The following is a 12,918-nucleotide window of genomic DNA, read 5'->3' as shown; positions in this document are numbered from 1 at the left end:
CCGCACCTCTGCCCACGCCAGCGGCGACCACAGAGGTCGCGCTGCTGCCTCGGCGAAGCGCGCTCTACGCGGGCAACACCGGGGCGGTCATCCGTCGAGGCCTGCTGGCGACCAAGAGCACCAACTACCTGGTCGTGCTCAGCGGCTTCTTCGAGCCCGTGTTCTACCTGCTCTCGCTCGGCATCGGCTTCGGGGCGCTCGTCGGCTCGGTGCAGACCTCGACGGGCATGGAGGTGCCATACGCGGCCTACATCGCGCCCGCACTGCTCGCCGTCTCAGCCATGAACGGCGCGGTCTACGACTCGACCTGGAACGTCTTCTTCAAGCTCAACTACTCGAAGCTCTACCAGGGCATGCTCACGACCTCGCTCGGCCCTCTCGACGTGGCCCTGGGCGAGATCTTCTTGGCGCTGCTGCGCGGAGCGATGTACGCCCTCGGGTTCATGCTGATCATGCAGGCCTTCGGCCTCAACCTGGCCTGGACTGCCGTGCTCGCCCTGCCGGCCGTGCTGCTCATCGCCTTCGGCTTCGCAAGCCTCGGCATGGCGATCACGAGCTACATGAAGACCTTCCAGCAGATCGAGTGGGTCACGTTCATCATGCTGCCGATGTTCTTGTTCTCGGCGACCTTCTACCCCATCACGGTCTACCCCGAGGCCATTCAGTGGATGATTCAGGCGCTGCCGCTCTGGCACGCAGTCGAGCTCGTGCGGGGCCTCACGACGGGCGCGCTCAGCGCCATGATGTTCGTGCACATCGGCTACTACCTCGTCATGATCGCCATCGGAATCGTCTTCACGACGAGCCGATTGCGCGCGCTGTTCTTGAAGTAGCCCTACCGCACCGACTTGATGGGCAGCACGGCGAGCCCGCCGAGGGTCGCGGCGACCGCCGCAGCGATGAACAGCGCGGTGAAGCCGCCGAATGAGGCGACCACGAACGCGCCGAGCAGCGGGCCGATCGCCTGCGGCACCGCGAGGGCTACGTTCATGATGCCGAGGTCTTTGCCGCGCGTGTGACGGTCGGGCAGCACTTGCGTTGCCAGTGCCTGGTCGACCGACATGAAGCTGCCGTACCCGATGCCGAGAAAGGCCGCCGCGACCATGGCGATCGTGTAGTCGGGAGCGATCGCGAGCAGCAGCGCCGCGAGTGCCTGCAGGTAGGCGGCGACATAGACGAAGGGCTTGCGCTGACCGAAGTAGTCGCTCAGCCGCCCGAAGGTGAGAGCCGAGATGGTGAAGAAGACGAGATAGATCATCGTCAGCACGAGCAGGTCGACCTCTGCGGTGTCGGCTCGCTCGAGCCCGAAGGCGATGAAGTAGAGCAGCAGGGTCGTGCCGAGAGCGTTGCCGATGTTGACGAGCACGCGGCCGACGAGGGTCCAGGCGAAGTCGGGGTGCTGGCGCGGGCTGACCCAGAGGCCCGTGACGAGCATCTGCAATCGAAACGGCGGACGCAGCACTCGGGGCAGGGTCTCGTCGGGCGAGGCGAGCAAGAACGGCATGACGAAGACGATGAGCAGGCCGGCGACGAGGGCGTACCCGCCGAAGAGAGTCAGGCCGAGGGCGAGCACCAGAATGAGGCCGAGCACAGTGCCGATCGCCTGCGGGGCCGAGACCCAGCCAGACACGATGCCGCGCTGACCGACCGGCACGCGGTCGGCGATCGTCGCCGTCACCGCGGCCGAGGTCATGCTGAAGCCGCTGAGCGCCAGCGACCAGAAGATGCCGACGCCGAGCATCGTCGTCTGCAGCCCGAGCACCACGAGCGCGACGGCGAAGAGGGCGGTGCCGCCGGCGATCCACGGCTTGCGTCGGCCGAACCGCGACGTCGTGCGGTCGCTCAGCGCACCCGTGAGCGGAAAGACGACGAGTGCACAGGCGCCCGCGATCGCCGAGATGACGCCGAAAGCGACCACGCTCGACACCCAGTCGGTCTCTTCGCGCAGGCTCTCGATCTGCTGCGGCAGCAGCAGCTGGATGGGAGTCAGCTGCGCCATCCAGATGCCGAGCCACGCGGTGGCGAACAGCGCGATCCACCGTGCGGTCACCCGCCGGGTCGGATCAGCGAACGGAGTGAAGGCGGGCGGGGGCGGCAGCGTGCTCACAGGTGCGACACTAGTGCCCTCGAATCACCTGCAACACCCTGGCCGTCGCGATGGCCGCCTCGGCCGCTTCGGCACCCTTGTCTTCGTGCGAACCGGGCAGGCCGGCCCGGTCGAGGCCCTGCTGCTCATCGTCGAGGGTCAGCACGCCGAAACCGACGGGCTTGCCCGTGTCGAGCGCGACCCTCGTGAGACCATCGGTCGCGGCCGCGCTCACGTATTCGAAGTGGGGCGTGCCGCCCCGGATGATCACGCCGAGCGCGACCACGGCATCGGCCCCCGCCTCGAGGGCGGCCTTGCTCACCACGGGCAGCTCAAACGAGCCCGGCACCGCATACTCGACGATCGTCGCCCCGGCCGCGTCGAGCACGCGCCGGGCTCCGGCCTTGAGCCCCTCGGTGATCTCGGTGTGCCACTGACCGGCGACGATCGCCACCGTGAGGCCCTTGCCGTCGACGGAGAGTTCGGGTGATCCAGCGCCGCTCATGCGGTCTTCCCTTCGAGAGTCGTATACACGGGTGCGCTCGTGATGCTATCGGGCAGCCGATGACCCATGCGGTCGCGCTTGGCGCTGAGGTAGCCCTCGTTGTCGGCGCCGACGCCGACCACGAGGGGCACGAGCGAACTCACCCGCATGCCGTAGGCGACGAGCTGCCGCTGCTTCTCGGGGTTGTTCGTGAGCAGCCGCACGCTGCTTACCCCCAGGTCGCGCAGCATGTCGACGGCCGACTCGTAGTCGCGCGCGTCGGCGGGCAGCCCGAGCGCGAGGTTCGCGTCGAGCGTGTCGTAGCCGTCTTCCTGCAGGCGGTAGGCCTTGAGCTTGTTGATGAGGCCGATGCCGCGACCCTCGTGACCGCGCAGGTAGAGCACAGCACCGCCGTGCCGCTGGATGACGTCGAGGGCGGCATCGAGCTGCGGCCCGCACTCGCACTTGAGCGAGCCGAAAGCCTCACCGGTCAGGCACTCGGAGTGCACCCGCACGATCATGTCGTCATGGGGCATTCCGCTCACGATGGCCACGTGATCGGCCCCGGTCTTGCGGTCGCGGTAGGCGCGCATCGAGAACGGCCCATGCGAGGTCGGCACCGTCGTCTCGACCTCGAAGGTCACGCTGCTCGGCTTCGACGGCAGGCTGACGACCTCGGTCGTGGGGTTGTCGGTGAACGCTCCGGGTGCACCCGCCTCAAGGTAGGCGAGCAGGCCGGCGATCGTGATGACGGGCAGCCCTTCGTGCTCGCCGAACCTGATCAGCTCGGGCAGTCGCATCATCTCGCCCGTCTCGTCGATCACCTCGCCGATCGCGGCGACGGGGCGCAGCCCGGCCAGCCGCATGAGCTCGACGGCCGCTTCGGTGTGCCCGGCGCGCTCGCGCACGCCTCCCGGCTTGGCGCGCAGCGGCACGATGTGACCGGGGCGGATCAGGCTGTCGGGCGTCGACTGCGCGTCGGCGAGCACGCGAAGGGTGCGGGCACGATCGGCTGCGCTGATTCCTGTGGTGACCCCGGCAGCAGCATCCACCGTCACCGTGTACGCCGTCTTCTTGGGGTCTTGATTGTTGACCACCATGAGCGGCAGTTCGAGCGCGTCGGCGATCTCGTCGGTCATGGGGGCGCACAAGAAGCCGCTCGTGTGGCGGATCGACCAGGCCACCCACTCGGCGGTCGCGAGCTGCGCCGAGATGATGACATCGCCCTCGTTCTCGCGGCTCTCGTCATCGGCGACGAGCACGGGGCGGCCAGCGCGCAAGGCTTCGAGGGCCTCGGGAATGGTGGCGATGCTCATGAGTCTGTCCTTCCCTCGGAGGCCGCGCCGAAGCGCACCAGCCGAGCCACATGGCGAGCAAGAATGTCGGTCTCGATGTTGGCGGTGCCGCCCACCTGCTTGCGGCCGAGCGTGGTCTTCTCGAGCGTTTCAGGAATGAGCGACACCTCGAACCAGTCGTCGCCCGCCGCGCTCACGGTGAGGCTCACGCCGTCGATCGCGATCGAGCCCTTGTCGACCACGAGCGGGGCGTGCGCGGCGTCGAGTGAGAACCGCAGAACCCGCCAGTCGTCGTGCTCACGGCGCTCGAGCACGGTCGTCGTGCCGTCGATGTGCCCCTGCACGATGTGCCCGCCCAGCCGGTCGCCCACCGAGGCGGCCCGCTCGAGGTTGACGGCATCGCCCACCGCCCACTGCCCGATCGTCGACATCGCGAGCGTCTGCCCCATGACGTCGGCCGTGAACCAGTCGTCACCCTGCTCGGTCACGGTGAGGCACACGCCGTTGACGCTGATCGAGTCGCCGTGGGCGGCATCGCTCACGGCGAGCGGGCCGCGCACGGTCAGCCGCCCAGCGTCGCCGATCTGCTGCCAGCGCACGATCTCGCCGAGCTCTTCGATCAATCCGGTGAACATGGTCAGTGGCCTCCTGCGGTCGGGCGAGCGACCACGAGTAGGTCGTTGCCGAGAGTGTCGATGCGACGGATGCTCAGCCCGAGCGCCTCGCTCATCGTGGTCACCCCCACATCGTCGAGGGCGGTGCGCGGCCCGCCCAGCAGCATCGGTGCGAGATAGATGAGCACTTCGTCGACGAGGCCTGCCCTGATGAAGGCGCTCGCGAGCGTGGGGCCGCCCTCGACGAAGAGTCGACGGATCTCACGCGCGTCGAGCTCGGCGAGCCCCGCCGCGAGGTCGCGGTGCGCGAGCTCGATGAGCCCGGCCGGGTGCTGCCGCAGCCGAGCAGTCTCGGGCACCGGGGTCGCGCCGAACACGACCGGCACCGGCTGGTGCGGCAGCAGCTCGCCGCCGTCGCCGCGCGCGGTGAGGCTCGGGTCGTCGGCGAGCACGGTGCCCGTGCCCACGGCGATCGCGTCGTGGGCCGCGCGCTGCTCGTGCACGTGCTGCCGCGAGGCCGTGCCGGTGATCCACTGGCTCGAGCCGTCGGCGGCGGCCGCGCGGCCGTCAAGACTCGACGCCCACTTGACGGTCACCCACGGGCGCCCCAAGCGCATGCTCGTCAGCCAGGGCAGCAGCAGCTCGGCGGCCTCATCGGCCAGCACCCCGCCCAGCACCTCGACGCCTGCGGCACGCAGACGGTCGGCGCCGCCGCCGGCCACCGGGTTCGGGTCGTCGATCGCATAGACCACGCGAGCGACCCCCGCCTCGATGAGCGCCTGCGCGCACGGCCCCGTGCGGCCCGTGTGGTTGCACGGCTCGAGCGTGACCACAGCCGTGAGGCCTCGGGCGTCGGGCAGCTGCGCGAGAGCATCCACTTCAGCGTGATCGGAGCCCGCGCCGCGATGCCAGCCCTCGGCGACGATCTCGCCCGACGGCGCCAGCAGCACGCACCCGACCTGCGGGTTCGCGCCGACGGCGGGGCCGTGCGTGGCGAGACTGAGCGCGCGGCGCATCGCAGACTCGACACGCGCGGTGTCGGTCGGTGCGCTGTCGCTGGTCATCCGGGGCCCTCACTCAGTCGGGGACGCATCCGGGGTCGCTTCGCGGTCGGCAGGCTGCCGCTCGCGTGCTCCTCCCATCCGGACTCTCACCGTCGGCACCGGAATTCCACCGGTTCAACCGCTGCCGAATCGCTTCGACCGCGGGTCGCGGGCTCTCACCGCCGGCTCGGACTTTCACCGACCCCGGAACACGTACTGCTCTTCAGAGTAGTCAACCGCGGTGTTGCTGGGGTATTCCCGGTGTTTCGCTGGGAAAGGGGCGGGATGCGCGAGGGCGTCAGAGTGCGTACCGTCGTCAGTGCGCGCACGTGATGCGCGCCACTCGAAGAGGAGGCAGTCGTGACCACCCACATCGTCGCGATCGACCAGGGCACCACGAGCACTCGCGCGGTCGTCGTCGACCATGCCGGCGAGATCGTCGCGGTGGCGCAGCACCCGCACGAGCAGATCTTTCCGAAAGCCGGGTGGGTCGAGCACGACCCGCACGAGATACTCATCAACACGCAAGAGGTCATCGGCCAGGCGCTCGGCAAGGCAAGCCTGACCCGCCACGACGTCGCGGCGATCGGCATCACCAACCAGCGCGAGACCGCCGTGGTGTGGGATCGCTCGACCGGAAAGCCCGTCTACAACGCGATCGTCTGGCAAGACACGCGCACGCAGCAGCTCGTCGACGAGCTCGCCGCCGACGGGGGAGTGCGGCGTTTTGCCGAGACCACTGGCCTGCCGCTCGCCACCTACTTCAGCGCGACCAAGATCGCGTGGATTCTCGACAACGTCGACGGCGCTCGCGCACGGGCCGAGGCCGGCGAGCTCGCCTTCGGAACAATCGACACCTGGCTGCTGTGGAACCTCACCGGGGGCGTCGATGGCGGGGCGCACGCCACCGACGTCACGAACGCGTCGCGCACGCTGCTGCTCTCGCTCGAGACCCTCGACTGGGACGACGAGCTGCTCGCAGCGTTCAGGGTGCCGCGCTCGATGCTGCCCGAGGTGCGCTCGTCGTCAGAGGTCTACGGGGTCGCGCGGTCGAGCTCGCTGCTGCGCGAGGTGCCCGTGGCGGGCATCCTGGGCGATCAGCAGGCGGCCACCTTCGGGCAGACAGCCTTCGATGCTGGCGAGTCGAAGAACACCTACGGCACGGGCAACTTTCTCATCGTCAACACGGGTGAAGAACTCGTGCGGTCAGAGGCGGGCCTGCTCACCACGGTCGCCTACCGCCTGGGCGACGAGCCCGCGCGCTTCGCCCTCGAAGGGTCGGTCGCCGTCACCGGGTCGCTCGTGCAGTGGCTGCGCGACAACCTGCAGATGCTGTCGTCGTCTGCCGAGGTCGAGACGCTGGCTGCCTCAGTCGACGACTCGGGCGGCGCCGTCATCGTGCCGGCGTTCAGCGGACTGTTCGCGCCGTACTGGCGACCGGATGCTCGCGGCGCCATCGTCGGACTCACCCGGTTCATCACGCGCGCGCACCTGGCCCGCGCCGCCCTCGAGTCGACGGCCTTCCAGTCGCGCGAAGTGTTCGACGTGGCGCAAGAGGCGATTCCTGTGCCGATCAGCGAGCTGCGCGTCGACGGAGGCATGACGGCCAACAGCCTGCTCATGCAGTTTCAGGCCGACATTCTCGGCATTCCGGTCGTGCGGCCGCGCATCATCGAGACGACCGCGCTCGGAGCCGCCTATGCTGCGGGGCTCGCCGTGGGCTTCTGGTCGTCGCGCGATGAGCTGCGCGAGCTCTGGGGTGAAGACCGCCGCTGGCTGCCCTCGATGGACGACGACGAGCGCGCGCGACGTCTGCGCGTCTGGCACAAGGCGGTGACCCGCACCTTCGACTGGGTCGACGACGACACCCGCTGACCCGCGTCACACGAACGTGCTCGACCGCGGCGTGCACGAACGTCTGCAGTACGAGTCTCGACGCGTGGTGTCGCTCTGCACAGACCGGTTCTGCAGACGTTCGTGCGCGCGACTCCACCCGAAGGTTCACGAGTGCGCCGGTCGCCCACATCTCGTCGAACCGCGAAGCCGGCCGCTGGGCAGTCGCGCACACTGCTCGACGTGCAACTCGACCCTCGTGGCGTCTACACTCGCGCCGACGTGCTCGCCGCCGTCTCGCGCCGACAATTGGCGCGCTTGCTCGACTCGGGCGTCATCGTGCAGCTTCGTCAGGGTGTCTACGTGTCACCGCTTCTGCCCGAGCCGGCACAGCGAGCGATTCGCGCCGGCGGGGTGCTCGGCTGCATCTCAGCGGCAGAGTCGTATGGGCTCTGGAGGCCGCCCGCAGCGCAACTGCATGTGCATTTCGATCGTGCGCGGTCTCGGCGTCGAGAGGCGCTGCACGTCGGCCACTGGTGGCCGACCGTCGAACGTCGTCACCCCACCCGCACGTCGTTGCTCGACACCCTCGTGCATGTCGTGCGCTGCCAACCTCGAGAGTTCGCCGTGGCCGTGCTCGACAGTGCTCTGCGCTCCGCGCACGTGGGCGAGCATGAGGTGAGCGAACTGCTGCGACGGGTGCCCGCTCGACACCGAGTGTCGGTCGACGTTCTCGACGGAAAGGCAGAGTCGGGTATCGAGTCGCTCGTGCGCATCGCGTTGCGCGACGCCGGGCTCGAGTGCGTCAGCCAGGTGTTCATCGCGGGCATCGGTCGCGTCGACCTGCTGGTCGAGGGCCGCGTGATCGTCGAGGTCGACGGGCGACAGTGGCACCAGGGGCAGCAGGCTCGCGACTACTCGCGAGATCTCGTCGCGCACGCGGAAGGTCTCGGGGTCGTACGCGTTGACTACGCGCACGCCGTTAGTCAGCGCGAGCTCGTCGTGGCGGCCGTACGTCGAGCGCTGCGCCGCCCGCGGTCGCTCACGGTCGTGTGAGCGAGGCGTGCACAACTGTCGGCAGATCGAGATCGCTGTGAGACGGTCGGCGTCGAGAGTGCACAACTGCAGTCGTTTGTGCACGTGTTGACCACCTGGGCTCGGCGGCGGGCGGGGTCAGTGCGCGAGGAGGGCCGGCAGGTCGAGCAGCGAGGTGATGCGGGGCACGCCGGCAGGCAACTCGGCCGCGGCACCCTCAGCAGCGTCGGTGACCGCGTTGCGGGCAGCTCCGCGGTCGAGCCAGATGCCGAGCATGCCGACTTCGTGCGCGCCGACCGCGTCGGTGCGCACGCGGTCGCCGACGTATGCACATGATTCGAGAGGCAGGTCGAGCGACGCCGCGGCCACAGCGAAGATGCGAGTGTCGGGCTTTGTCACTCCGATCTCGCCCGAGGCGATGACTAGCCCCCCTCGTGTGGGGTCGTCGATCGAACCGTCCGCACGCACGGGGGTGAGGTCGAGTCGATTCCAGAGGCCAATGCGGTGCAGCTTGTCGGTCTGAAAGGCGAGATCGCCGTTGGTGATGATGCCGAACCGGATGCCCGCCACAGCCTGCTCGATCGCATCGAGCGCCGGCAGCACGTCGTCGAAGAGCGCCCACGCCTCGCGGTACCCGTGCAGGTAGTCGTCGAACCAGGCGAGGGCGGCCGTCTCGTCGAGGGTCACTCCGTGCTCGGCGTAGAGGTCGCGCGCGCGGGCGACCCGTTGGCCGAGGTAGTCGAGCTCACCGGCGAGGTAGCGGTGGTAGTGCTCGTCTTCGAGCTCGTGCCAGCGCTGCCGCACGGCTTCGGGGTCAGCGGCGGCAAAGGCGACGGCGTGCCACGGCCCGGCGTCTCCCGAGCGCACGCGAGCACGGTCGATCGCCGTTTCGACCGCGGCGGTGTGCGCCATGAGCGTGTCGTCGAGGTCGAACAGCATCGCCCCTACCGGCGCGCTCACGCAAGCACCGGCCAGGCGTCGTCACGGGCACCTGCCTCGTGGTCCAGCCGGGTCAGCGTCGCCCGCCATCCGCGAGTTTCTTGGCCCGGACGCGCGTTCTCAATGCGCCCGAGACCTTGCCAACGAAATCCGCACCGCTGCGCGACGATCGCCGACCCAATGTTGCCCTCGACGGCCTCCCACTGCATGTGTTCGGTGGGTTCGTGCCCGAACACCCAGTCGGCGAGAGCACTGAGCGCTTCAGTCATGACTCTGCGGCCGCGGTGCTCTTTCGCCAGCCAGTAGCCGACCGAGCGGTTCTCGCGCTGCCACGACACGACGCCCCACAGCGGTGCGTCGGCCGCGGGGCGAATGCCGAAGACGTACTCGACGTCGTTCCGCCACCACTCGGGCACGAACTCGAGCACGAAGCCCTCGGCGTGCGAGCGCTCATAGGGCACGGGAACCGGCACGAACCGCTGCAGCTCGGCGTCTTGGCACGCCGCGAACACCGCGTCGACATCCGACAGCGTCGGCATCGACAGCACGAACCGCGCCGTGCGCAGCGTGACCGGCTGCATCAGCCGCGGGGCAAGAATCCGACAGCGTCGTACACGCGCGCGAGCGTCGCATCGGCGATGACGGATGCCCGCTCGGCGTTGATCGCGAGCAACCGGTCGAGCTCGGCGGGGTCGTCGAGCAGCTCGAGGGTGCGCTCGCGAATCGGCGAGAACTCGGCGACGACGGCTTCGGCGACGGCGGTCTTGAGCGCGCCGTACTGCAGGCCGTCGAACGACGCGACGAGGGCATCCATGGTCTCACCGCTGAGAATCGACAGAATCGACAGCAGGTTCGAGACTCCGGGTTTGGCCTCGGGGTCGAACGACACCACGCCGTCACTGTCGGTCACCGCAGATTTCACCTTCTTGGTGAGCACGGCGGGGTCGTCGAGCATCCAGAGCACTCCGGCGGGGCTCTCGCCCGACTTCGACATCTTGGCGCTCGGGTTCTGCAGGTCGTACACCTTGGCGGTCTCGCGCAGGATGCGCACCTCGGGCACGACGAGGGTGTCGCCGAATCGCTGGTTGAAGCGTGCCGCGAGGTCGCGCGTGAGCTCGATGTGCTGCCGCTGGTCTTCGCCGACCGGAACCACGACGGCGTCGTAGAGCAAGATGTCTGCGGCCTGCAAGATCGGGTAGGTGAACAGCCCGACCGAGGCGACGTCGAGGCCCCCGCGCGCCGACTTGTCTTTGAACTGGGTCATGCGGCTGGCCTCGCCGAACCCGGTGATGGTGTTGAGCACCCAGGCGAGCTCGGCGTGCGCGCGCACGTGCGACTGCACGAAGAGCGTCGAGTGCTCGGGGTCGATGCCGGCGGCGATGTACTGCGCGGCGGTGCGTCGCGTCTGCTCGCGCAGGCTGGCGGGGTCTTGCGGCACGGTGATGGCGTGCAGGTCGACGACGCAGAACACGGCGTCGTGGGTCGCCTGCATGTCGCGCCACTGCAGCAGGGCTCCGGCGTAGTTGCCGAGGTGCAGGCTGGCGGCGGAGGGCTGCATGCCCGAGAACAGGCGCGGAAGACTCATGGGCCAATACTTCCAGGTGGATGCTCGAGCAGGGTTCAGGGCAGCGCGTAGTCGACGACGACGGGCGCGTGGTCGCTCCACCGGGTGTCCCACGAGGGTGCGCGGTCGATCGCGTACGACTGCACGGTGGCGGCGAGCTCGGGGGTGGCAACGTGATAGTCGATGCGCCACCCGGTGTCGGTGTCGAAGGCCTGCCCGCGCTGCGACCACCAGGTGTAGGGGCCGGGCACCTCACCGGCGTGCACGCGGCCGACGTCGACCCACCCGAGGCCGCGTCGAGTGCTGCCGTCGACGCACTCGATGTCAGCATCCAGCTCGCCGAAGAAGCGGTCGAAGTACGCGCGCTCGTCGAGCAAAAATCCGGCGTTCTTGCGGTTGCCCTTCCAGTTCTTGATGTCGAGCTCGCGGTGGCCGACGTTCAGGTCGCCGACGACGAGGGCGTAGCGACTGTGCGCGGCGAGCAACGGCAGCCGCTCGGTCATGGCGTCGAGAAATTTGTACTTCTCGACCTGCTTGGGCGTGCCGACCTCGCCCGAGTGCACGTAGCAGCTGACGACGGTCAGCGTCGTGCCGTCGATGTCGAGGTCTGCTTCGAGCCAGCGCCCGGCCGAGTCGAAGTCGTCGGCGCCGAGCTCGACCCGGTGGGCGGCGAACTCGCGCCGCGCGGCGATCGCGACACCCGCGCGGCCTTTCGCGGTGGCGGCGTCGTGCAGCACCTGCCACTCGGGGCCGAGCAGGCCGGTGATGTCGTCGGTCGACGCGCGCACCTCTTGCATCGCGAGCACGTCGACGTCGCGCGCGGCGAGCCAGTCGCCCATGCCCTTGCGGTAGGCGGCGCGAATGCCGTTGACGTTGACTGAGGCGATGCGCACGGGCGTTGGCATGCCTCGATTCTACGAGTTGCTACCGACGCCCGAAGAGCCGGCGAAACCACCGAGCCTTCGCCGGCTCGGCCTCAGGCTCGTGCGCCGCGACGAGCTGCCGCGCTTGCTCGAGGCGCTGCTCGGCCACCTTCTCGTCGAGCACCAGCTGGTCGTCGCGCACGCCCACAGCGATCCACGACGCGGCGATGAGTATGGCCTGGCAGACGAAGTTGAACCAGATCAGCAGCCCGAGCAGCACGGCGAACGACGCGAGCAGCGGGTTGTTGCTGGCGCCGCCGAGCAGACTGCTGCCGAGCACTTTGAGGCCGCCGAGGGCGAGCGCTCCGATGAGGGCACCCTGCCAGAGGTGGTGCAGCGGAATCTTGACTCCCGCGAGCACTCGGTAGAGCATCCCGAGCACGAACGCATCGAGCACGAACATGATGGCGAGCGTGACGGTGCGCCCCAGCACGGTGCTGAGGGTGGTGTCTCGGATGCCCATCCACTGCAGCACGCCGTCGAGGGCGAACGTTCCGACCACTGAGAGCCCGGCAGACACGAGCAGCAGTGCGCCGAAGCCCACGGCGAGCCCGAGGTCTTTGGCTTTCAGCAGCACGAAGTTGGTCTTCGACGGCGGCAGCTCGAAGATGACGCGCGTGGCGTCTCGCGCCGCCGCGAGCCAGTTGAGCGCCGCGAGCAGCAGCACCACGAGCGCGATCGCGCCCGTCCAGCCGAAGACTCCGGCCGTGAGCAGGGTCTCCGGGTCGACGATGCCGTCGCTCGTGTCGCTCTCGATGAGCCCCGGCACGGTCTGCGCGAGCACCTCGATGAGCGAGGCGCGCAAGCCGATGTTGTTGGCGATGATGAGGCCGGCGATCGAGAACCCCACCCAGAGGCCGCCGAAGACGGCGAAGATCGCCTGGAAGGCGAGGCCCGACGCGAGAATGGGCCCGCGCGACTCGCCGTAGTGGGTGAAGACCCGCACCGGCTTGAGCGCCATGACCCACTCGGTGACTCGGCCCACCCACGCCATGAGGCGAGCCCAGAGGCCCGGCTGCTCGGCGGCGTCTGACTCGGTCACCACGCCACCCTAGCGAAGCCCGCCGAGAGACTTCGGGCCCTGTCGTGTCGGTGCGCGTTG

The 12,918-nt window shown here is 69.0% G+C and carries 13 protein-coding genes and 1 riboswitch; of the genes, 3 read left to right on the top strand and 10 right to left on the bottom strand.

From position 1 onward, the window contains the following. The first annotated feature begins 8 nt into the window (after positions 1–8). A complete protein-coding gene (locus tag KIT89_RS07785; protein ID WP_297603938.1) occupies positions 9–833 on the top strand; it encodes an ABC transporter permease in 825 nt (274 codons plus the stop codon). Between the two features lie 2 nt (positions 834–835). Here the strand turns inward: KIT89_RS07785 and KIT89_RS07780 are convergent, their stop codons facing one another. The 5 genes from KIT89_RS07780 to ribD are packed head-to-tail and all read right to left on the bottom strand — an operon-like array spanning position 836 to position 5,543. Beyond that, positions 836–2,107: an MFS transporter gene (locus KIT89_RS07780; protein WP_297599951.1), complete on the bottom strand. Its 1,272-nt coding sequence runs from the start codon at positions 2,105–2,107 to the stop codon at positions 836–838. Between the two features lie 10 nt (positions 2,108–2,117). Continuing rightward, positions 2,118–2,591, bottom strand: a complete 474-nt coding sequence (gene ribH / locus KIT89_RS07775; RefSeq protein WP_297599947.1) for a 6,7-dimethyl-8-ribityllumazine synthase — start codon at positions 2,589–2,591, stop codon at positions 2,118–2,120. Next, a complete protein-coding gene (gene ribB, locus KIT89_RS07770; RefSeq protein WP_297599944.1) occupies positions 2,588–3,886 on the bottom strand; it encodes a 3,4-dihydroxy-2-butanone-4-phosphate synthase in 1,299 nt (432 codons plus the stop codon). Before ribB ends, ribH begins: the two co-directional genes overlap by 4 nt. Next, the gene (locus tag KIT89_RS07765; RefSeq protein ID WP_297599942.1) at positions 3,883–4,500 is read right to left on the bottom strand and encodes a riboflavin synthase; all 618 of its coding nucleotides are present in this window, start codon (positions 4,498–4,500) and stop codon (positions 3,883–3,885) included. The genes ribB and KIT89_RS07765 overlap by 4 nt, the downstream gene beginning before the upstream one ends. A gap of 2 nt (positions 4,501–4,502) precedes the next feature. Next, the gene (gene ribD / locus KIT89_RS07760; protein WP_297599936.1) at positions 4,503–5,543 is read right to left on the bottom strand and encodes a bifunctional diaminohydroxyphosphoribosylaminopyrimidine deaminase/5-amino-6-(5-phosphoribosylamino)uracil reductase RibD; all 1,041 of its coding nucleotides are present in this window, start codon (positions 5,541–5,543) and stop codon (positions 4,503–4,505) included. A gap of 62 nt (positions 5,544–5,605) precedes the next feature. Then, positions 5,606–5,738, bottom strand: a riboswitch (FMN riboswitch). A gap of 144 nt (positions 5,739–5,882) precedes the next feature. Here ribD and glpK point away from each other — a divergent pair. Next, a complete protein-coding gene (gene glpK / locus KIT89_RS07755) occupies positions 5,883–7,397 on the top strand; it encodes a glycerol kinase GlpK (protein WP_297599934.1) in 1,515 nt (504 codons plus the stop codon). A 201-nt stretch (positions 7,398–7,598) separates the two neighbouring features. Continuing rightward, a complete protein-coding gene (locus KIT89_RS07750) occupies positions 7,599–8,411 on the top strand; it encodes a type IV toxin-antitoxin system AbiEi family antitoxin domain-containing protein (protein WP_297599932.1) in 813 nt (270 codons plus the stop codon). Positions 8,412–8,528: 117 nt separating this feature from the next. On the opposite strand, the gene KIT89_RS07745 is transcribed toward KIT89_RS07750, so the two are convergent. From KIT89_RS07745 to KIT89_RS07725, 5 genes are read right to left on the bottom strand one after another with little or no spacing between them, the layout of a single operon-like run. Beyond that, positions 8,529–9,350, bottom strand: a complete 822-nt coding sequence (locus KIT89_RS07745) for an HAD family hydrolase (RefSeq protein WP_297599930.1) — start codon at positions 9,348–9,350, stop codon at positions 8,529–8,531. Beyond that, positions 9,347–9,910, bottom strand: coding sequence for a GNAT family N-acetyltransferase (locus KIT89_RS07740; RefSeq protein WP_297599928.1), 564 nt, complete (start codon positions 9,908–9,910; stop codon positions 9,347–9,349). The genes KIT89_RS07745 and KIT89_RS07740 overlap by 4 nt, the downstream gene beginning before the upstream one ends. Beyond that, positions 9,910–10,914: a tryptophan--tRNA ligase gene (gene trpS / locus KIT89_RS07735; RefSeq protein ID WP_297599927.1), complete on the bottom strand. Its 1,005-nt coding sequence runs from the start codon at positions 10,912–10,914 to the stop codon at positions 9,910–9,912. The genes KIT89_RS07740 and trpS overlap by 1 nt, the downstream gene beginning before the upstream one ends. Positions 10,915–10,949: 35 nt before the next feature. Next, positions 10,950–11,798 (bottom strand): exodeoxyribonuclease III, encoded by an 849-nt coding sequence (locus KIT89_RS07730; protein WP_297599926.1) that lies wholly within the window; start codon positions 11,796–11,798, stop codon positions 10,950–10,952. A 19-nt stretch (positions 11,799–11,817) separates the two neighbouring features. Then, positions 11,818–12,858 carry a YihY/virulence factor BrkB family protein gene (locus tag KIT89_RS07725; RefSeq protein WP_297599924.1) on the bottom strand — a complete coding sequence of 347 codons (1,041 nt, stop codon included), beginning with the start codon at positions 12,856–12,858 and terminating at the stop codon, positions 11,818–11,820. Between the last annotated feature and the right edge of the window lie 60 nt (positions 12,859–12,918).

Source organism: Microcella sp., assembly GCF_025808395.1.
GTDB lineage: Bacteria > Actinomycetota > Actinomycetes > Actinomycetales > Microbacteriaceae > Microcella.
This window is presented reverse-complemented; position numbering and strand designations above follow the sequence as displayed.